At 70.7% G+C, this 18,149-nt stretch carries 17 protein-coding genes, 1 pseudogene and 1 CRISPR repeat array; of the genes and pseudogenes, 9 read left to right on the forward strand and 9 right to left on the reverse strand.

Annotated elements, in window-relative coordinates:
* Positions 1-229: 229 nt before the first annotated feature.
* Positions 230-316: pseudogene (locus ACFU9P_RS09900) on the reverse strand (XRE family transcriptional regulator); the annotation flags it as partial.
* A gap of 15 nt (positions 317-331) precedes the next feature.
* Positions 332-1,543 (reverse strand): helix-turn-helix domain-containing protein, encoded by a 1,212-nt coding sequence (locus ACFU9P_RS09905; RefSeq protein WP_384078499.1) that lies wholly within the window; start codon positions 1,541-1,543, stop codon positions 332-334.
* 282 nt (positions 1,544-1,825) lie between these two features.
* Between ACFU9P_RS09905 and ACFU9P_RS09910 the strand changes: the two genes are divergently transcribed.
* On the forward strand, positions 1,826-2,185 hold the full coding sequence (locus ACFU9P_RS09910; protein ID WP_376379123.1) for a hypothetical protein: 360 nt from the start codon (positions 1,826-1,828) through the stop codon (positions 2,183-2,185).
* A gap of 179 nt (positions 2,186-2,364) precedes the next feature.
* Here ACFU9P_RS09910 and ACFU9P_RS09915 read toward each other — a convergent pair whose 3' ends face one another.
* A complete protein-coding gene (locus ACFU9P_RS09915) occupies positions 2,365-3,258 on the reverse strand; it encodes a PhzF family phenazine biosynthesis protein (protein ID WP_384078500.1) in 894 nt (297 codons plus the stop codon).
* Between the two features lie 199 nt (positions 3,259-3,457).
* Positions 3,458-4,339 carry an SDR family oxidoreductase gene (locus ACFU9P_RS09920; protein ID WP_384078501.1) on the reverse strand — a complete coding sequence of 294 codons (882 nt, stop codon included), beginning with the start codon at positions 4,337-4,339 and terminating at the stop codon, positions 3,458-3,460.
* Positions 4,340-4,507: 168 nt separating this feature from the next.
* Between ACFU9P_RS09920 and ACFU9P_RS09925 the strand changes: the two genes are divergently transcribed.
* Positions 4,508-6,148: an alkaline phosphatase D family protein gene (locus tag ACFU9P_RS09925; protein ID WP_384078502.1), complete on the forward strand. Its 1,641-nt coding sequence runs from the start codon at positions 4,508-4,510 to the stop codon at positions 6,146-6,148.
* A 19-nt stretch (positions 6,149-6,167) separates the two neighbouring features.
* On the opposite strand, the gene ACFU9P_RS09930 is transcribed toward ACFU9P_RS09925, so the two are convergent.
* Positions 6,168-6,545 (reverse strand): transposase family protein, encoded by a 378-nt coding sequence (locus ACFU9P_RS09930; protein ID WP_384078503.1) that lies wholly within the window; start codon positions 6,543-6,545, stop codon positions 6,168-6,170.
* Between the two features lie 143 nt (positions 6,546-6,688).
* On the opposite strand from ACFU9P_RS09930, the gene ACFU9P_RS09935 reads away from it, so the two are divergent.
* The 4 genes from ACFU9P_RS09935 (at position 6,689) to ACFU9P_RS09950 (ending at position 9,433) form a co-directional block, all read left to right on the forward strand.
* Positions 6,689-7,264, forward strand: coding sequence for a YdeI family protein (locus ACFU9P_RS09935; protein ID WP_384078504.1), 576 nt, complete (start codon positions 6,689-6,691; stop codon positions 7,262-7,264).
* Between the two features lie 137 nt (positions 7,265-7,401).
* Positions 7,402-7,875 carry a hypothetical protein gene (locus tag ACFU9P_RS09940; RefSeq protein WP_384078505.1) on the forward strand — a complete coding sequence of 158 codons (474 nt, stop codon included), beginning with the start codon at positions 7,402-7,404 and terminating at the stop codon, positions 7,873-7,875.
* Positions 7,876-8,015: 140 nt separating this feature from the next.
* Positions 8,016-8,489 (forward strand): carboxymuconolactone decarboxylase family protein, encoded by a 474-nt coding sequence (locus ACFU9P_RS09945; RefSeq protein WP_384078506.1) that lies wholly within the window; start codon positions 8,016-8,018, stop codon positions 8,487-8,489.
* Positions 8,490-8,764: 275 nt separating this feature from the next.
* Positions 8,765-9,433, forward strand: coding sequence for a class I SAM-dependent methyltransferase (locus ACFU9P_RS09950; protein ID WP_384078507.1), 669 nt, complete (start codon positions 8,765-8,767; stop codon positions 9,431-9,433).
* A gap of 21 nt (positions 9,434-9,454) precedes the next feature.
* On the opposite strand, the gene ACFU9P_RS09955 is transcribed toward ACFU9P_RS09950, so the two are convergent.
* Positions 9,455-10,471 carry a Gfo/Idh/MocA family protein gene (locus ACFU9P_RS09955; RefSeq protein WP_384078508.1) on the reverse strand — a complete coding sequence of 339 codons (1,017 nt, stop codon included), beginning with the start codon at positions 10,469-10,471 and terminating at the stop codon, positions 9,455-9,457.
* A gap of 79 nt (positions 10,472-10,550) precedes the next feature.
* Between ACFU9P_RS09955 and ACFU9P_RS09960 the strand changes: the two genes are divergently transcribed.
* Positions 10,551-11,951, forward strand: coding sequence for a Bcr/CflA family multidrug efflux MFS transporter (locus ACFU9P_RS09960; RefSeq protein WP_384078509.1), 1,401 nt, complete (start codon positions 10,551-10,553; stop codon positions 11,949-11,951).
* Positions 11,952-11,993: 42 nt separating this feature from the next.
* Positions 11,994-12,133: a CRISPR direct-repeat array (repeat unit 24 nt; unit sequence GTCCTCAATCGCCGGACGGGCTTG).
* 40 nt (positions 12,134-12,173) lie between these two features.
* On the opposite strand, the gene ACFU9P_RS09965 is transcribed toward ACFU9P_RS09960, so the two are convergent.
* Complete coding sequence (locus ACFU9P_RS09965) at positions 12,174-13,502, reverse strand: hypothetical protein (RefSeq protein ID WP_376379098.1); 1,329 nt, start codon at positions 13,500-13,502, stop codon at positions 12,174-12,176.
* A gap of 191 nt (positions 13,503-13,693) precedes the next feature.
* On the opposite strand from ACFU9P_RS09965, the gene ACFU9P_RS09970 reads away from it, so the two are divergent.
* Positions 13,694-14,776: a small ribosomal subunit Rsm22 family protein gene (locus ACFU9P_RS09970; RefSeq protein WP_384078510.1), complete on the forward strand. Its 1,083-nt coding sequence runs from the start codon at positions 13,694-13,696 to the stop codon at positions 14,774-14,776.
* A gap of 542 nt (positions 14,777-15,318) precedes the next feature.
* Entirely contained in the window at positions 15,319-16,071 is a 753-nt protein-coding gene (locus ACFU9P_RS09975; RefSeq protein WP_384078511.1) for a bifunctional DNA primase/polymerase, read from the forward strand.
* A gap of 210 nt (positions 16,072-16,281) precedes the next feature.
* Here the strand turns inward: ACFU9P_RS09975 and ACFU9P_RS09980 are convergent, their stop codons facing one another.
* Complete coding sequence (locus ACFU9P_RS09980; protein ID WP_384078915.1) at positions 16,282-17,226, reverse strand: hypothetical protein; 945 nt, start codon at positions 17,224-17,226, stop codon at positions 16,282-16,284.
* Complete coding sequence (gene efeU / locus ACFU9P_RS09985; RefSeq protein ID WP_384078512.1) at positions 17,147-18,130, reverse strand: iron uptake transporter permease EfeU; 984 nt, start codon at positions 18,128-18,130, stop codon at positions 17,147-17,149. Before efeU ends, ACFU9P_RS09980 begins: the two co-directional genes overlap by 80 nt.
* Positions 18,131-18,149: the final 19 nt, after the last annotated feature.

Raw genomic sequence — 18,149 nt, forward strand, 5'->3', positions numbered from 1 at the left:
TGTGCGTTCCACGTCCCGCTCTCCCCCCCCCCCCCCGACAATCCTGGAGCACCTGAACGCCGGACTGGTCGACGAGTTCTCGATCACACTGTCACCCGTGCTTTTCGGCGTCGGCACCCGCCTGTTCGACGGCGTGGACGCGTCCAGGATCGCACTGGAGCCGGTCCGTTCGGAGCCGTCGTCACGGGTGACGCACCTGACCTACGCCGTACACCCACGGTAGCCGCGCCACCTGCCGCTGGTTGAGGCCGGCCGCTTCGCGCTGTCGTCGCAGCTCGCTGCCGTAGTAGTCGAGGGGCGAAGCGCTCGGGTCCAGTTCGTGTGAGGGCGGTCAGCCCGCCCGGACGAGGAAGCGTTGGTCGGCCGCGCCGGTGCAAGGCTCTTCGGTGGCCTCGGCGCCCTTGGCGATGTCGTTGTCGACGATGCCGATGCACCGGCTGCTGTTGGCGGGACGGAGCTGGAACCCCCCGGTGCTGTCGGCGGCGGGTTGCAGACGGAACAGGGTGGCCGGGGCACAGTCGTTCCGGGGTTCGAGCATGCCCTTGACCGGGCCGGTGCTCATGACCGTAAGACATCCCCTCCCCTCCTGGGGGTGATGCCACTGGATGCGGTACAGGCCTTCGCCGACCGGTTCCAGGTAGGTACGCGGCACAGTGGCCTGGGTGCAGGGGAGTTGGACGGCGACGGCGCTGGCGTAGGTGCCGTCGCGGTCGCGTCCGTCGGTCAGGCAGAGGCTGGGGGTACGGGCGGGGCGGATGGTGACCCAGCCGTCGGCGGGAGCCTGGGAAGCGGCGGCCGGAGCAGCCGATGGGCCCGGCACAGCCGATGAGCCCGAGGCGGCCGGTGTGGCCGGATTGCCGGAGCCGTCGGGGAACAACGCCCAGGCGGCCAGGGCGAGCGGCAGGACGATGACCGAGATCGCGAGCGCGACGGCGCGGGCCTTGGTGCGGGGTGGCCGCGAGGCGGTGGGGTCAACGGTCCACGGCCCTGCCCCGGCGGGGCCTGAGGCTGAGGCCGGAGCCGGAGCTGAGCCCGGAGCCGGAGCCGAGGCCGAGCCCGGAGCCGGGGTTGAGCCCGGGCCTGTGTCTGAGGCTGGGCCCGGGGCCGAGGTTGAGCCAGAGGCTGGGGCTGAGCCCGAGGTTGAGTTCGGGCCTGAGGGTGCGCCCGGGCCCGAGGGCGCGCCCAGGCCCGAGAGTGCGCCCGGGGCTGCGGCTGAGGCGTCCGGCTCAGGGGTCGGCACCTCGGCAGGCAGGGGCAGGGCGATACCCGCGGCGATCCGGTTCCTGGCGTCCAGCCAGGCGCCGACCCGCTGCCCGTCCCCGCAGGCGCGGACGAACGCGGTCAGCACATCGGGTCGCGGCAGGCTCGTCCGTCGCAGGATGTCGGCCAGCGTGCTGCGCGCCAGCACATCACCGTTCCGGGCGGCCCGCTCCTCCAGCTCGCGATACGTCAGCCCCGAACGCTCCTTGAGCCGCCGCATCGACTCGACGAAGCCTGCGGCGTCCCGGGCTTCGTACGGCGACAATTCCCCCAGGTTCCCCATGAACGTCATCTTGCTGCGGCCTTGATGCAAGGACAACGGCGGATTCCGCCATGCCCCGATGTCCGGTACGCGCTGTCCGGGCCGCGATCCGGACAAGGCCCTGACCGGCCCGGACAGCCCGCGTCTGTCCGGGACAGCGGGATTCCCTTGCTCCGGCCCGCCGGCGGTCAGCAGTCTCTGTGCCACTCCACTCCGGGACGCCGGTCCGCAGTTCGCAGTCCGCGGTCCGCCGTCCCGGAACGGCAAGCGTCGTGCTCGACCGACACGAACGGAGACATCACCGTGCGCATACGCACTCTCCTCGCCGGCGTCACCATGGGCGCCGCCCTTCTCGCCGGCGGGATCACCGCCCCGGCGCAGGCGGTGTCCGAAGCCGCCACAACGGCGGCCGCGGCCCCCAGCGCCGTACCGGACCGGACCTCCGCCCCGGCGGCCGCCGGCTGGACCGAAGCCCTCAGCGCGGGCTCTCCGGTCAGGTCATGCCCCGCCGCGTCCTGCTCCGTGCTCTGGCGGACGTCCGGCGCCGGGCAGGATCTGTACTGGTACAACTGGGAGATCAACTCCGCGGGCAACCGCTGGTACGAACTCGACTCTCCCAGCTGGGGCTGGATCTACTGCGGGAACGTCACCGCACCCTGCTGACAGTTCAGCTCACCGGGTCCGTCCGGTGATTGAGGACATGGCGAACGTCCGCGGCCGCAGCACCGGCAGGGGAGGCCGCGGATAACGGGGGACAGCGGGGGATACGGGGGGAGACGCTCATGGCTCCTGGGACGAGTAGTCCGGGAGCCGTGAGCGTGCTCCGGCGCGGCCTGTCCGGTTCAGGTCCTGTCCGGGATGCGGGTGCCCGTACCGCTCACCCGGACGCGCGGGTCGCCCGCCCGTAGCTCCACCGTCAGGACACCGGGGCGGCCCATGTCGTCGCCCTGGTGGAGGGTGAGGACCGACTCCTCGGGTACGAGGCCGAGTTCGCGGGCGTACGCGCCGAACGCGGCCGCCGCGGCGCCCGTCGCCGGGTCCTCGACGACACCGCCCACCGGGAACGGGTCACGGACATGGAAGACCGTCGGGGACTCGCGCCAGACGAGCTGAAGGGTCGTCAGATCCAGTCCGCGCATGAGCGTTTCGAGGTGCTGGAAGTCGTACGAGAGGTCCGCCAGCCGTTCCCGGGTCGCGGCGGCGAGGACCAGGTGGCGGGCTCCCGCGAAGGCGATACGGGGCGGCAGGGCCGGGTCCAGATCGCCGGCCGGCCAGCCCAGCGCGGCGAGGGCCTCCCGTACATCCTGCTCGTCCGCGTCGGCGACGTACGGTACGACGCTGGTGAGCGTGGCCCGCGGCGCGCCGTCCGCGCCGGCGGCCGTGACCGTCACCGGTACGGTCCCGGCGCGGGTCGCGAAGACCAGGTCACCGGGGCCGTCGCGGTCCGCCAGCGCGACGGCGGTGGCGACGGTGGCGTGCCCGCAGAACGGGACCTCCGCCTTGGGGCTGAAGTAGCGGATGGTGAAGGCGCGGCCGCCGCCCGGTTCGCCGAGCCCCTCGGGCGGCGCGGTCAGAAACGCGGTCTCGCTGTACCCCAGCTCCGCGGCGATCGCGAGCATCTCGTCGTCCCCGAGGCCGGACGCGTCCAGGACGACACCGGCGGGATTGCCGCCGTCGGGGTCGGCCGAGAAGGCGGTGTAGCGGAGGACCTCGGCGTGGGTCGGGTGCTGGCTCATGCCTTGCGTAACGGCGTGGACGCCGACGCGCATTCCCGCGCCCGCATGGGCGTGCCGGGGCCGTCCGGTTGCCGGTTTGTCCGGCCGCCGGTCCGTCCGGTTGCCGGTTCGTCCGGCTGCCGGTTCGTCCTCAAGCGCCGGACGGGCCAGCTGTGCTTTGTCCTTAATCGCTGGACGGGCTGATGTCTCCCCCGGGGGGTCACCCCCGCCCCACGTACGGCATCGTCGTCGCCAGTACCGTCGCGAACTGGACATTCGCCTCCAGGGGGAGTTCGGCCATGTGCAACACCGTCGTGGCCACATCCGTCACATCCATCACCGGTTCCACCGCCAGTTCGCCGTTGGCCTGCTTGACGCCCCGCCGCATGCGTTCCGTCATGTCCGTCGCCGCGTTGCCGATGTCGATCTGGCCGCAGGCGATGCGGTAGGGACGGCCGTCGAGGGAGAGGGACTTGGTGAGGCCGGTCAGGGCGTGCTTGGTGGCGGTGTACGCGACCGAGTCGGGCCTCGGGGTGTGGGCCGAGATGGAACCGTTGTTGATGATCCGGCCGCCCTGCGGGTTCTGAGCCTTCATCAGACGGAACGCGGCCTGTGCGCACAGGAACGCGCCCGTCAGATTCGTGTCCACGACCTTCTGCCACGCCGACAGCGGCAGGTCCTCCAGCGGCGTGCCGCCGGGGCCGAAGGTGCCCGCGTTGTTGAAGAGCAGGTCGAGCCGGCCGTACCGCTCGCGTACGGTCGCGAACAGGGCTGCCACGTCAGCCGGTTGGGACACATCCGTACGTACGGGCAGCGCCTGCGCCTCGCCGCCCATCGCCGCCGCCGTCACAGCCAGGGTCTCCTTACGGCGGCCTGCCAGGACGACCGACCAGCCCGCGTCGGCGAGCGCGAGGGAGACCGCCCGGCCGATACCGGAACCGGCGCCGGTCACGACGGCTGTCCGTACCGTACGGGCCGGGAAGCCCGCCGTACCCGCCTCGGTACCCGCTGCCGTACCCGCCTCCGTACCGTCCTCCGCCCTCGCAGTTCCCGCCGTTCCCGTCGTTCCCCGGATGGTGTTGAAGTTCCGCATGGCGTCCATGCGGCGGAGCGTACGTGAGGTATGAACATGGCGAGTACGGCGAACACAGTGAGCACACGGTTCTCATCACTCCGCCATACGCGTGTTGTGTACGCGACAGCAGGGCGCCGCCGCCCCCGACTGCAATTGCCAGTGAGTCAGTGACAGCCGCCGTCAGGGGAGGGGCACATGACACCCGTTCACCACCGGGACGACCATTCCGCCGAACTGAGAGCCGCCGCCGCACATCTGGGCCGGCGCCGGTTCCTCACCGGTACCGCTGCCGCCGCCGCGCTCGCCTTCTCCGTCAACCTGCCGACCGCGGGCGTCGCGGGCGCCGCGGAGCTGGACGGGCGGAAGATCGACGAGGACCCGTTCACCCTCGGCGTCGCCTCGGGCGACCCGCGCCCCGACAGCGTGCTGCTCTGGACCCGGCTGGCGCCACGCCCGTACGAGCCGGGCAGCGGCCTGCCGGCGAACAGGGTGTCCGTTCGCTGGGAGTTGGCGCACGACGCCCGCTTCACCAAGATCGTCAAGCACGGAAACGCGGACGCGCACCCGGAGTTCGACCACAGTGTGCATGTGGACGTCCCGGGGCTGGCCGCGGGCCGGGTGTACTACTTCCGCTTCCGCGCGGGTAGTTGGATCAGCCCGGTGGGCCGTACCCGTACCGCTCCCGCCCGTACCGCCAAGCCCGGCTCGCTGAAGTTCGCGGCTGTCTCCTGCCAGGCGTACCACGACGGGTACTTCACCGCGTACGGGCACCTCGCCAAGGAGGACCTGGATGTGGTCTTCCACCTCGGCGACTATCTGTACGAGTACGCCGTGAGCGCGGTCGGCGGCTCCCGCAACTACACCGACATCCAGCTTCCCGCGCACTTCAACCGGGAGACGACGACGCTGGAGGACTACCGGCTGCGGTACGGCCTCTACAAGTCGGACCCCGATCTGCGGGCCGCGCACGCCGCGCACCCGTTCGTGGTGACGTGGGACGACCACGAGACCGAGAACAACTATGCGGGGGACATCCCGGAGAACGACGTACCGCCGGAGGAGTTCCTGCTGCGCAGGGCCTCGGCGTACCGCGCGTACTGGGAGAACCAGCCGCTGCGCGCCCCGCAGCGGCCCCAGGGCGCGGACATGCGGCTGTATCGGCGGCTGGAGTTCGGGCGGCTGGCGCAGTTCGACATCCTCGACACCCGGCAGTACCGCTCGGACCAGGCGTACGGCGACGGCTGGCAGACGCCGGGACCGGAGTCGGAGGACCCGTCGCGCACGCTGACGGGCGGGGCGCAGGAAAGGTGGCTGCTGGACGGCTGGAAGAAGTCGGCGGCGACGTGGAACGTCGTACCGCAGCAGGTGACTTTCTCGCAGCGGCGCAATCTCACGACCCCTGACTTCAAGCTGTCGATGGACTCGTGGGACGGATATCCGGCGTCGCGGCAGCGGCTGTTGAAGGGCGTCGAGGCGGCGGGCATCAAGAACTTCATGGTGCTGACGGGCGACGTGCACACGGCGTACGCGTACGACATCAAGAAGGACTGGAACAACGCGGCGTCGCGGACGCTGGGCACGGAGATCGTGGCCACGTCGATCTCCAGCGGCAAGGACGGCGCTGAACGTCCGTCCAACTGGGAGACCTTCATGACGGCGAACCCGCACATGAAGTTCTACAACGGGCGCCGCGGGTACGTGACGGTGTCGCTGAGTGCCGCGCGTGCGCGGGCGGACTTCAAGACGGTGAACGCGGTGACGACACCGGGAGCACCGATCACGACGGCGGCGTCTTTTGTGACGGAGTCGGGCCACCCGGGCCTGAACCCGGCCTGATCTGGCCAGCGGCCGGCGGTCAGCGGCCAGCGAGGGGGCCCCGCCCGGCTTCGGCTGGGGGCGGGGCCCTTTTGCGTGGGCGTGCCGGGGCGGTTTGTGCCCACTTCGTCTTGCCCCGCTGGGTCTCGTCGATGCCCGGGACCTTCACCTCGGGCAGCGGCTGCGCGGTGACCTCACGGGCCTGGACGCGGAAGGCGTCCATCACGGTCGGCCAGGACAGGCGCAGGTCGCGGGCGGCCGGGAGGACGGTGGATCCCGTGTCGCGTACCTGGCGCCCGACCGCGGTGCGCAGCGGGGCGGTGAGCCGCGCGCGGGCCAGTATGTGGGGGATCTGCTCGGTGAACGACCGGCGCGGGCAGCAGGGCTCCCGGCACCACCAATCGGGGCCGGGCAGCAACGTCGTGTCGTTGAGCAGGCCTGTGGCTCCTGCCTGATCGTTCTGCGTAGAGAACAGAGATGATCAGGCAGGTCCACGGGCATCCTGGATCCGGGGGCCGTGCCCGTGTCATGGCAATCGGCCGGGTGTGGTTCGCTGCCGGCATGACCCAGGACTTGGAGACCGTCGCATTCGAATCCGCCGAGGCATTCGAGGCATGGCTCGGCGAGAACCACGCCGTCTCGCCCGGCGTCTGGCTCAAGCTTCGCAAGAAGGGCCCCGGAATCGTCGCGCTGGACTACGCCCAGGCACTCGACGTGGCACTCTGCTACGGCTGGATCGACGGCCAGAAGGGCAAGTTCGACGACCAGTGGTGGCTCCAGCGGTTCACCCCGCGCAAGCCGGGCAGCAAGTGGTCCAAGGTCAACCGGGGCAAGGTGGCCGCCCTGACCGAGCAGGGCCGGATGCGTCCGCCGGGGCAGGCCGAGGTCGACCGCGCCAAGGCGGACGGCCGCTGGGAGGCGGCCTACGACGGCGCGAAAACCGCCACGGTGCCGGACGATCTCATGGCGGCCCTGACCGCCGACCCGGCCGCGGCGGCGTTCTTCGAGACACTGGACCGGCAGAACCGCTTCTCGATCCTCTACCGGATCCAGGACGCCAAGAAGCCCGAAACCCGGGCGCGCCGGATCGAGAAGTACGTAGCGATGCTGGCCAAGGGCGAAAAGCTGCACCCGTAGTCGCAGAGAGGACCCGCTGCGTGATGCCCAGGACTCCCGGCACGCCCGGCGGCAGCCACCCCTCACTGGATCGAAGACCCATTTTGGCGCGGAGATCGCCGGCCCTGGAAAGGTCGATTCGCTTGAACCTCGTACGCATGGAAATTCAACGGCACGACTGGAACTCTATCGAATGCGGCTGCGGTCAATCGGCGCAGCATCTTCTTTCCATCCTTGACGTGGCCGTCAATGGGCAGTCCAGGAGTGCGGTGCGGGCGCTGGATAATCACGTATTTATCCAGTCCAATCTTATGCCGTCCGCCCCTGCTGTCTGTGCGGTGGCCATGGCCGTGCTTGCTGATGCTGAGAAGGAGATGCTGAACAAGAGGGAGATTCTTTGGCTGCTTTGCGGTTTTGTTGGGTGTGAGGAATATGGCGATTCAGTGGAGTCCAGTCTCTATTGGAGATGTGTCGGGCTTATCCGGGACGGTATTTGGGTCATCTATAGAGAGCTACTGTCCGGCGGCGATGTCGAATGTGCAAGTTACGCAAGTGACATCTTGGAGGTTGTGGAGCGAGATCCTGAAAGGTATCGCTACTATGCGGGCCTGCTGGATCGGAACTCGAATTGATCGAGACCAATTCTCGCGGCGAATCGAGACGGGGAGGGAGCGGGAGAGGGAGACGCGGGTCACAGTTGGGGGTGTCACGTTGGGGTGGGGGCGGGCCGTCGTGGGGGTGTAGGTGACCGCAACGGCAGAGGAGGCCGGCTATGGATGCCCGTCTGAACGTCTTCGGCAGTCCGACCGCAGGCAAGTTTCTGAAGCACATCGTCTCGGCGGGGCAGGTGGTCTCGGACTCGGGGCTGCCCGCCGCGACGCAGGAGCTGGTGAAGATCCGGGCCAGTCAGATCAACGGGTGCGGTGCCTGCACCGACATGCACACCAAGGAGGCCGTCGCCGCCGGTGAGTCGGCGGTACGGCTCAGCCTCGTCGCGGTGTGGCGGGAGGCCACGGTTTTCACCGAGGCCGAGCGCGCCGCGCTGGAGCTGACGGAGGAGGGGACCCGTATCGCGGACGCGGCGGGCGGGGTCCCGGACGGGGTCTGGGCGAATGCCGCCAAGCATTACGACGAGGAGCAGCTCGCCTCGCTGGTGTCCCTGATCGCCCTCATCAACGCCTTCAACCGGTTGAACGTGATCACCCGGCAGCCCGCGGGCGACTACCGGCCCGGCCAGTTGGGCTAGGGCCCCTCGGGGGTCCGGGCGTCCGGGAGTCCGGGCGTCCGGGGTCCCGGGTCCCGGGTCCCGGGTCCCGGGTCCCGGGTCCGGGACGGGGATCCTGGGGCCCGGATCCTGGGTCCGGCTCGGGGATCGAGGACTGGCCCCGGCCCTGGCCCCGGATCCGGCCCCGGGATGCCCTGGCTCGTTATTGACTACAAGATGTGGTGGAACGATTTCACAATGTGATGTCCCGGGTGCGGCGACCGCCATGCCTCTGCAGCGGAACAGGAGCACGCGCAATGACCCAGGAACCAGCGGCCGTACCAGTACCGGGCGTCAAGGTCGACGGCTCGGAGGAGGCGGCCCGGCCCTTCGACGCTCTGGGGCTGACGTACGAGAAAACGTACTCGCGCCTGCCCGAGCAGCTCGCGGCGATCGACTGGCTGCTGGCCCAACTGCCCCAGGGTGCACGGGTGCTGGACATCGGCTCGGGCACCGGGCGGCCGACCGCGGAGCGGCTCTCGGCGGCCGGCCACCACGTCTCGGGATACGACGTCTCACAGACCATGGTGGACCTGGCCCGCACCCAGGTCCCCGCCGCCCGCTTCGAACTGGCGGATGTGCGCGCCCTGCCCGAGATGCCGGGGGCCTGGGACGCGATCACCGCGTTCTTCTCGCTGCACCAGATGCCGCGCGCCGATCTGGTCACCACGTACGCGCGGATCGCGAACTGGCTCGCTCCCGGGGGCCTGTTCGTCCTCGCGGCCGTTCCCCTGGACCTGGACAGCACCGAGATCGAGTGGATGGGACTGACCATCCGGGCCACCAGTTACCCCGCGGAGGTCTACCCCGAGCTGCTGCGCACGGCCGGACTGGAGGTCGTACACAACCAGCTCAGCGTTTTCCACCCCGACTTCCCCGGCATGGGCGCGGAAGAACACCAATTCCTGTACGCCCGCAAGCCCTGACCGGTCCCCGATCCCCGCCCGCTACGCGTCGGCGGGGAAGCGGACGCCTATGCGGTCGCGTACGGCGTCCAGGGTTCGCATGACCGCAAGGGTGCCGTCCAGGGGGACCAAGGGGGATTCTGTTTCTCCTGTGCGGAGGCAGCGCATTACCTCGGTTGCTTCGTGCTGGAGGCCGTAGAGGGGGGTGTCCGTGGTGAATTCCTCCGGGGCCGCGTTCTCGCGGTGGAGGGTGAAGCGGTCCGCGGCGAAGAAGCCGGAGGGGAGTTCGATGCGGCCCGTTGTGCCGGAGATCGTCGCGGTGACCGGGGTGGGGGCGGTCAGGGAGCAGGTCAGGAGGGCGGTGGCGCCGGAGTTCCAGCCCAGCAGGATGCCGGTGTTGAGATCGATGCCCTCGGGTGAGAGCAGTGCCTCCGCCTGTACGCGGTCGGGTTCGCCCAGCAGAAGCTGGGCGAAGGAGACCGGGTAGACGCCGAGGTCGAGCAGGGCGCCGCCGCCGAGGGCCGGGTCGCGGAGGCGGTGGGTGGGGTCGGTGGGGCCGGGGAAGCCGAAGTCGGCCTGGACGGTCTGGATGTCGCCGATCGCGCCGTCGCGTACCAGCTCGGTCAGGCGCCGGATCACCGGGTTGCAGTACGTCCACATGGCCTCCATCAGGAAGAGGCCGTGCTCCCGGGCGAGGTTGACCAGTTCGCCGGCCTCCCGGGCGTTGAGGGTGAACGGCTTCTCGCACAGCACCGGCTTTCCGGCAGCCAGTGCGAGCCCGGCCGCGGTCCGGTGCGCGGAATGCGGCGTCGCCACGTAGACCACGTCCACCTCCGGGTCGTTGACGAGCCCGGCCCACTCGCCGTACGCGCGCGGGATGCCGAACCGGCCGGCGAACTCCTTCGCCGACGCCTCGGAGCGTGAGGCCACCGCGACGACCTCGGCGTCCGGCAGTTCCCGTACCTCGGCCGTGAAGCGGGCGGCGATCCCGCCGGTCGCCAGTACGCCCCAGCGCACAGCGCGCCCCTGCGCTTCTTGTGCTCTCTGTCCCGCTGTCATCGCTGCCCCATTTAATAGGTCTCGGCCGTTCCGGTTGAGCTGAGAGCATAGATAAGGATTCAACGATATGGAGACAGGGATGCCGGACGGCGGTCGGACGACAGAAGGACATATAGCGAGCGGAGGGGATGTATCGACAGGTTTGCCCCGCTCGTCTGGGTTGCGTCCCTCGGCGCCGGTTCCTGGGCAGCGGTCCGCGTCGCCCCAGGAGCACATTCCCGTACACGCCTCCCCGCCCGCCCCCGTCGCCGCCGCACGCCGGGCCGGGCTGCTCGTCACCCTCGTACTCGGCGGGCTCACCGCCCTGCCACCGCTCTCCATGGACATGTACCTGCCGGCCCTGCCGGAGGTCACCCGCTCGCTCAGCTCCCCTGCGGCGACCGTCCAGATCACCCTCACCGCCTGCCTCGCGGGCATGGCCCTCGGCCAGATCGTCGTCGGACCCATGAGCGACAAATGGGGCCGGCGCCGGCCGCTGCTGCTCGGAATGGCCGTGTACGTCCTCGCCACCGCGATCTGCGCGCTGGCCCCCACCGCCGAACTCCTCATCGCCTTCCGGCTGTTGCAGGGCCTCGCGGGCGCGGCGGGCATCGTGATCGCCCGCGCGGTGGTACGCGATCTGTACGACGGCGACGAGATGGCCCGCTTCTTCTCCACCCTGATGCTGATCTCCGGGGTCGCACCGGTCATCGCGCCGGTGATCGGCGGACAGGTGCTGCGGCTCACGGACTGGCGCGGCATCTTCGTCGTTCTGACCATGGTCGGTGTCGTCCTCACCCTCGTCGTATGGAAGTGGCTGCACGAGACGCTGCCGCCGGAGCGGCGGCACAGCGGCGGGGTCGGCGCGGCACTCCGTACGATGCGGGGGCTGCTCGCCGACCGGATCTTCACCGGCTACACCCTGGCCGGCGGACTCGCCTTCGCGGCGCTGTTCGCGTACGTCTCGGCCTCGCCGTTTGTGGTGCAGGAGATCTACGGCGCCTCGCCGCAGACCTTCAGCCTGCTCTTCGGCATCAACTCCATCGGTCTGATCGCCACCGGCCAGATCAACGGCAAGGTGCTGGTCGGGCGGGTCAGCATGGACCGGGTACTGGGCTTCGGCCTCGCGGTCATCGCCGTCGCCGCGGTGGCGCTGCTGCTGATGACGGCCGGGGTGTTCGGGGAGGTGGGGCTGGTGCCGGTCGCGGCGGGGCTGTTCGTGCTGATGTCCGCGATGGGGCTGGCGCTGCCCAACACCAACGCGCTGGGGCTGATGCGTACGCCGCACGCGGCGGGGTCGGCTTCGGCCTTGATCGGTACGTCGTCGTTCCTGATCGGGGCGGTCGCCTCACCGCTGGTGGGGATCGCGGGGGAGGAGACGGCGGTGCCGATGGCGCTGGTGCAGGTGGTGTGCTCGGTGGGGGCGATTGGGTGTTTTGTGGGGATGGTGCGGCCTTGGCGGCATCAGCCGCCGATGAAGTACGACGCGGGTGGTGTGTGAGCCCGGGTGCGTTGGGTCGCCGGGTCCGGCCGGCTGCCGGTTCGTCCTCAATCGCCGGACGGGCTTGGTTTTGTGCGCCCGGCACCGGGGCGGGTCGTTCCGTCCTCAATCGCCGGACGGGCTTGAGGGGACCGCGCAGGACGGGCTGTCGTGCTGTGTCCTCAATCGCCGGACGGGCTTGGGAAAACCGCCGGGCGGGTTTGCGGAGCCGGGTGGACGGGCTTAGTTTGTTTCGCGGTACGGGTAGCCCATCAGGTGCTGGATGTCCTTCGCGTCCGTCCAGCGGAAGAGGCCGGCCGAGGACGTCTCGCCGGTGGGCAGGCCGACATTGGGCTCCAGCGGTTCCGGAGTCGCGGTGGTCAGGTCGACGATGACCGGGCTGCCGCGCCCCGCCAGCGCGTCCGTCGTATTGCGGGCGTTCATCGCGCCGTACGCCGTACCGTCGTTGCCCACGCTCGTCAGGGTCAGCGGCTGCGTGCCGTCCGGCTCCTCGAAGCAGTACGCCTTCTTCGCGTCCAGATCGAAGGCGAGCCGTCCCGCGACCAGGAAACGGCCGTCAGGTGAGGCGATGAGCTTCGGGTCGTCGGCCGGTACGATCGCCGGCCTCCGGCACCGTACCTGCGCCACCGCCTTGCCCGTCGCCGCCTCGTGCAGCGCCCAGACGTCGTGCGTGGCCGCGTCCTTGGCGCCCTTCTTCTTGTGCCACTTGGCGAGGATGTAGTCACGCGCCATCGAGGCGGGCACCCCGGAGGCCGGGTCGGTGTCCTTCGGCGCGACCTTCCGGCTGTACCAGCCGCCGCGCACCCAGAACTCCTTGGCGCCGCTCACCAGCAGCCCCTTGCCCGTCACCGCGCGCACCTCGGTCAGCTTGCGGCAGTTCGTACAGTCCTTGGGGTAGCCGAGCTGGCCCGGCGGGACCTTCACCACATCGCCGTTCGCCGGGTCGACGACCGCGCTGACCGCCTTGCCGTCGCTGATCAGGATGCCGGGCCCGGCCGCGCTGACGGTCGGCGCGTCCACCCAGGGGACCTCGACACGGGTACGAGTGCCGTCGGCCGCCGTGTACACATCGAGGGAGACGATGGAGTCGGCCGGGCGCAGCGCCTCCGGGTCGAGCTTTCCGTACGACCAGGTGACGAAGTACTCCACCCCGTCCTTGGTGACCGAGAGCAGTCGCGGGAAGCGGTCGGGCGTGAACAGCGGCCGCCAGGGCTCGCCGTCCCAGCCGCGCTCGCCGGTCGCGGGGTTGAGCGTACGGACCCGGAACCGGGTCTCGCCGACCCGCTCCAGATACGCGAGACGGCTGGTGGCTTCGGCGACCGCGTAGTCGGGGGAGCCGCCGAGGATTTCCCAGCCGCGCGCGGTGTCGTACGCGGGCGGTACGACGGGGCGGTGCGTCGAGACGGAACTGCTCTGCGGAGGCTTGCCGGTGCCGGGCTTCTCGTCGCCCTTGGCCTTCTGCTGCTTGCCGCCGCAGGTCGCGAGGAGGAGCAGCAGTGCCAGCACGACGATCCCGGACAGCAGGATCATGCGTACGACGCGCTGTCTCACGGTCCTCACGGGCCCCTGGCGAAAACGCGTGGTGCCCCAGTGAGACCAGTGAGGTCGCATGGTCCCCCCGTGGAGAGCGGTTGCCGGACAACGGGCGTCAGCGTAGCAACACCGTCTGAACGGTTCGCAGTTCGCTTCCGCATTGTGGGCCGCGCCCGGTGCGAACTGGTCGCAGGCCTAGAATTCGGCCGGTGAGTGCAACCCTTCCCACCACCGCCGAGGCCCTGCGGGCCGCGCTTGCCGGGCTGCTCGACGGGCTGCCGCCGCGGCAGGCCGCCCAGGCCGTCGAGCGGCTGATCGCCAGCTACCGGGGCGCGACCCCGACGGACGCGCCGGTGCTGCGCGACCGGTCGGACGTGGCCGCGTACGCCGCGTACCGCATGCCCGCGACCTTCGAAGCGGTACGGGCGGCGCTGGCGGGGCTGGCGGACGCGGCGCCTTCGTGGGTGCCGGGGAGCCATGTGGACGTGGGCGGGGGGACGGGAGCGGGGGTTTGGGCGGCGGATGCGGTGTGGGGGGCGGACGCGGTGCGGGCGGCCGGGGCGGTCGGGGCCGGGGCCGGGGCGGTGGGGGCTGGGGCTCGTACCACCACCGTCCTGGACTGGGCCGAACCCGCCCTTGCCCTCGGCCGTGAACTGGCCGCTTCGGGTACGGCCGGACTGCGCGCCGCCGAGTGGCGCCGGGCCAGGATCGGCGCGGCGCTGCGGCTGCCGGACAGTGACCTGGTGACCGTCTCGTACGTCCTGAACGAACTCACCGAGCCGGACCGCGCCGCCCTGGTCGCCGAGGCGGCGCGGGCCGCGCAGGCCGTGGTGATCGTGGAGCCGGGGACGCCGGACGGGTATCTGCGGATCATGGCGGCGCGTGACGGGCTGACCGGGGCGGGGCTGCGGATCGCCGCGCCCTGTCCGCACAGCGGCGCGTGCCCGATCGAGCGGGGCACGGACTGGTGCCACTTCGCGGCGCGGGTGAGCCGGTCGTCGCTGCACCGGCAGGTGAAGGGCGGGTCGCTGCCTTACGAGGACGAGAAGTTCAGCTATGTGGTGGGGGTGCGGGTGGGCGTTCTGGAGGCGCCGGGGGTGCCGGGGCGGGCGCGGGTGGTGCGCAAGCCGCAGATCCGGAAGGGGCAGGTGCTGCTGGATCTGTGCGAGGGGGATGGGGATGGGGATGGGGATGGCGGGGCGCGCAGGGAGACGGTGACGAAGCGGCAGGGCGCGCTGTACCGGGCGGCGCGGGATGCGGCTTGGGGGGACGAGTGGCCGCCGCGGGGGTGAGCGGTTCTGTGTCCTCAATCGCCGGACGGGCTTGATTTTGCGCACCCGGCACCGGGGTGCGGGTGCGCCTGCGGCGCGGGTTCGGTGGGTGGTGCCGGGGCCCGGGGCCTCCGGAGGCGGATGTCCGGACGGCATGATTTACGGCGCCCTTGGGCGTACGGAGTGTCACGCGGCCTGGCGCCACAAATCACGCTTTGGTGTCCGGCCACGCACCTCCTCCGACCCCGTTCCCCTCCCGCCCGGAGGGTCACTTTCGGCGCGGGCCACGAACTCCAGCCCGTCCGGCGATTGAGGACGAATCGCCCGCCCCGGCGTCGGGCACGCCGCAGGGGGCGCGGTGGGGGCGCGTGGAGGCATGTGGGGCGGGTGGGCTCGGACGCGGGGGTTCCGGGGCACCGTACTGGCCCTGCATACCAGTACATACGTGGCAATGAGCCGCCCCGCTCTCATACCCCGGTGGGGAACTCCGTCCACCCGGGGAGCAGGATGGTGGGACCATGGAAATGTCCGCAGGGGCCGAGCGTGAAGTGTGGAGGGGATAGATGGGCGAGGATTTCGGCCGCTACCGCGGCACGGAGAGCAGGTTTCCCCAGTGGCTGCGCAGGCGTCCGAAGAAGACCGCCGCGAACTCCGCGCCCGACGGCGACACGGCCGGCCGGGAGGCGCTGCTCCTCGCCGTCGCCGACGCCGGTATGCCCCTCTCGCCCGCCGCGCATCCGGTCGGTTACCGATGTTCCTGCGAGCGGATCGGCTGTCCCACCCCGGCCAGACACCCCCTGTCCTTCGCCTGGCAGACCCAGTCCACGACCGACCGGGCGCAGATCGAGCGCTGGGCGCGCAGCCAGCCCGAGGCCAACTTCATCACCGCGACCGGCATGGTCCACGACGTGCTGGACGTACCGCTGGAGGCGGGCAGCCGGGCGTTGGAGCGGCTGCTTGAGCAGTCCGTCGAGGTGGGTCCCGTGGCGGACTCCGGCGACGACCGGATGCTCTTCTTCACCGCCACCCGGGGCACCCCGGAGGACGAGGACGAGTGGTGGCCCTGTGAGCTGGACTGCCACCCCGAGACCATGGACGAGCACCCGGGGCTGCGGTGGCACTGCCGGGGCAGCTATGTGCTCGTACCGCCGGCGCGGCTGCCGGGGGAGCTGTCCGTACGGTGGCTGCGCGGCCCGGAACACCCGCTTCCGGATCCGCTGACCCTGCTGGAGACCCTCACGGACGCGTGTGCGTGGTACGCGGTCGAGAACGAGGAACTCGACCACCACGCGGTCGCCTGGCCCCTGGGCCGCTGAGCCGCCCCGGCCGAAGCCGCAAGCCGCTGAGCCCCGGCGAGGCCGAGAGCCCGGTGCCGGCCGAAGCCGCTGAGCCCCGGCCCCGGCCGACGTCGGCCGAAGCACCGAGCCCTGGCAGCCTGGCCCCCGGCCGCCTGGCCCCTCGGCCCTGAGGTCCGGCCGGGGCGCGCCCGGAGACCGCCCCGCGCCGCCCTGCCCGGGATCCGCGCCCTACGACCCCTTCGCCGCCGTCACTCCCTGGAGGCGGCCCTCCACCACCACTTCCGGGGCCGCCGCATCGCTCCCCGGCACCAGGACCGTCTGGCTGGAGAGCCACTCCTTGGTGATCGTGTCCGTCACCTGGCCCTCCAGCAGCGCCCGTACGTCGTCGTTCAGCTGGAGCCGCACCTCCTTCGCCGCCGTCTGCCGCTCGAAGAAGCGCGTCGCGAAGAAGACCAGCGCGTCGCCCTCCTTCGTCCGCAGGCCCAGCGGCGCGAAGTCGCCCTCGGTGACCGGCTGGTCGATGTACTGGGTGGTGAGGCCCGGCAGCCGGGCCTTGTCCGCGCGCTCCTTGCGCCAGGCGTCGGTGTGCGGGCCCGCCGCGAAGTGCTCCGGTTTGCCGGTCGAGAGGTACGAGGCGTACTCCTTGCTCAGATCGCGGGGCGCCACCGACACCTTCGTACTGTCCGGCTCCACCGCCTCGCCCCAGCCGTCCTTGTCCGTCTTGAACTCAGGCACCTGGTCGGGGGCGAGGATCGTCAGATAGGCCGCTTCCCAGCGCTTTTCGGGGGCGGAGCGCAGAAAGACCACCAGCCACCGGAAGGCCGGGCCGTCCGCCGTGTCGCGGTTGCTCCTGGTGTCCGCGACGAACCAGCGCGGCCAGCCCGCCTTCTTGGGGATCGTGAACTTCGCGTCGGTCAGCTCCAGCGGCTGGTGCGCGGAGTTGCCGTCCGGGTTGGTGATGCTCCGCGCCTTGAGGCTGGCCTGGTTGATCAGGCCGAGCGCGCCCGTGACATGGTCCGCGTCGAGGGCCGGATCGTACGCCTTGTCCGCCTTGTTGTACGCGTCGGTGAAGTCCTTCAGCGCCTGCGCGGCCTCACTTCGCTTCGCCGACGGTACGACCGCCAGCTCCCCGTGCACCGTCACGCACCCGCTCGCCGTCAGCGACAGCACCATCACCGTCGCGAGCCCCGCCGCTGCCCGGATCGGCCTGCTCAGCCTGCTCATCGGTCGCCTTCTGCTTCTGAGACCGGTCGGTCTTGACCCCCACTGACCGTCCGAACCCTACCGGGGCCAGGAACAGCGCGAGCGTCGGGACCAGATACAGGCCCCAGACAATGACCTGAAGCACCGTCGGGTCCGGCTGGAAGTTGAACACGCCCTTCAGCAGCGTCCCGTACCAGCTGTCCGGCGGAATCGTCGCGCTGATGTCGAACGCCTTGTCCGCGAGACCGCCGAGGAAGCGCGCCTCCTGGAGGTCGTGCACACCGTACGCCAGCACACCCGCCGCGACGATCACCAGCATCCCGCCGGTCCAGGTGAAGAACTTGGCCAGATTGATCCGCAGCGCGCCCCGGTAGAAGAGCCAGCCCAGCACCACCGCGCTGGCGATCCCCAACAGGACGCCGATCAGCGGGGCGTGGGTGCCGTCCGAGGAGGCGCGGACCGACGCCCAGACGAACAGCGCCGTCTCCAGACCCTCCCGGCCCACCGCCAGGAAGGCCGTCGCCACCAGCGCGCCCGTACCCATCTGGAGCGCCGCGTCCAGCCTGCCGTGCAGCTCCGACCTCAAGTGCCGTGCCGTACGCCGCATCCAGAAGACCATCCAGGTCACCAGCACCACAGCGAGGATCGACAGCGAACCGCCGAGCGCCTCCTTCGCCTCGAACGTCAGCTCCTGCGAGCCGAATTCGAGCCCGAAGCCGAAGGCGAGCGCGAGAGCGACCGCCACGCCGATACCGGCCCAGATCGGGCGCAGCGCGTCGCGGCGCTCCGTCTTCACCAGATACGCGACCAGGATGCAGACGACGAGACTGGCCTCAAGACCCTCGCGCAGACCGATCAGATAGTTTCCGAACACGTCGGAACTCCCTTCGCAG

Origin of the sequence: Streptomyces sp. NPDC057617, assembly GCF_042800555.1 — a bacterium.
Taxonomy (GTDB): domain Bacteria; phylum Actinomycetota; class Actinomycetes; order Streptomycetales; family Streptomycetaceae; genus Streptomyces.